The sequence below is a fragment of the Acinetobacter sp. YH12021 genome (assembly GCF_013420145.1).
GTDB lineage: Bacteria > Pseudomonadota > Gammaproteobacteria > Pseudomonadales > Moraxellaceae > Acinetobacter > Acinetobacter towneri.
Map to the genome: position 1 here is coordinate 1 of NZ_VOYT01000068.1, position 1,366 is coordinate 1,366.

Consider the following 1,366-nt stretch of genomic DNA (forward strand, 5'->3'; position numbering starts at 1 on the left):
GAAAATGCATTTCAGTTCTTTGCAGGAGTACCTCAGGAAATCCTGTTTGATAACGCTAAAACGATCATGATTGAACGGGATGCCTATCAGGAGGGGCAGCATAAATGGAATCCCAAACTGCTCGACTGCGCCAAGAAATACAGCTTTCGTCCTCGCGTATGTAAGCCCTACCGTGCACAGACCAAAGGCAAAGTTGAACGCTTTAATGGATACCTCAAATCAAGCTTTATTGTGCCATTGAAAGCAAGCCTGAAGACTTCGGGTTTACTGTTAGATGTTGATGTCGCCAATGCCCACATTGGCCGGTGGCTGCATGAAACCGCCAATCAGCGGATTCATGCCACCACGCAGGAAAAACCGGCTGTTCGACTGCAACAGGAGCAGCAAAAATTTACGCCATTACCGCAATCAGATACAGGTTCCAGCACTGTACCTGTTGCAGCAGCACAGCATGTCATGCCCTACGAGAGTTTGCAGCATCCCTTATCTGTATATGACCAGTTGCTGGGAGTTTCCTGATGAATCTGCAATACGACCGTATAGAGCAGCTTTGCCAAAAGCTCAATCTGCCTGCCATCGCATCACAATGGTCACATCATGCACAACAAACATTAGGTCAGGATGGAAGTTATGCCGACTTTGTTGAAGCGATCTTGACGCATGAATATGCTGCCAGGCAACAGCGCAGCCAGCAGGTACTGATGAAACTCTCAGGCCTGCCTCAAGTGAAAACGCTGGAAGGTTACGATTTTAATTATGCACTGGGTGCTCCCAAATCACAGGTGGTCGAGTTGTTCAACCTGAGCTTTATTGCTAGAGCAGAAAATGTGGTGTTTCTTGGTGCTAGCGGTGTAGGGAAAACGCATTTATCCATGGCATTAGGCTATAAGGCCATCATGAACAATGTCAAAACCAAGTTTATTACCGCCGCCGATCTCATGCTGCAACTCAGTACAGCCTATCAGCAAGGTAAATTGAAAACCTATATGCAACGGGTGATACTCGCCCCAAAATTACTGATTATCGATGAAATTGGTTATTTACCGTTTGGACGTGAAGAAGCGAATCTGTTCTTTAACGTGATTGCCAAGCGTTATGAAAAAGGCAGTACGATATTGACGAGTAACTTACCCTTTAGCCAATGGTCTAAGTCATTTGCGGATGATGTCACGTTGACCGCTGCGATGTTAGATCGGTTATTGCATCACTGTCATGTGGTACAAATATCGGGTGAGAGTTATCGTTTGAAGGATAAAAAAAGAATAGGGATTCAGCCTCAGGTTGAAATTTAATACGAGATCAAAGGGGTCAATTTTACTTTGCCATTTGTAAGGTAAAAGGGGTCAATTTTAGAATGCCGTTGACA

Annotated in this window: 1 protein-coding gene and 1 pseudogene; both read left to right on the top strand. The window is 45.0% G+C overall.

The genetic code is table 11. The annotated features are described in order from the left end of the window. Nucleotides 1-519, top strand: a pseudogene (gene istA, locus FTT91_RS14530) (IS21-like element ISAba8 family transposase); the annotation flags it as partial. Beyond that, nucleotides 519-1,292, top strand: coding sequence for an IS21-like element ISAba8 family helper ATPase IstB (gene istB, locus FTT91_RS14535; protein ID WP_159139008.1), 774 nt, complete (start codon nucleotides 519-521; stop codon nucleotides 1,290-1,292). The pseudogene istA and the gene istB, both read left to right, overlap by 1 nt. The last annotated feature ends 74 nt before the right edge of the window (nucleotides 1,293-1,366 follow it).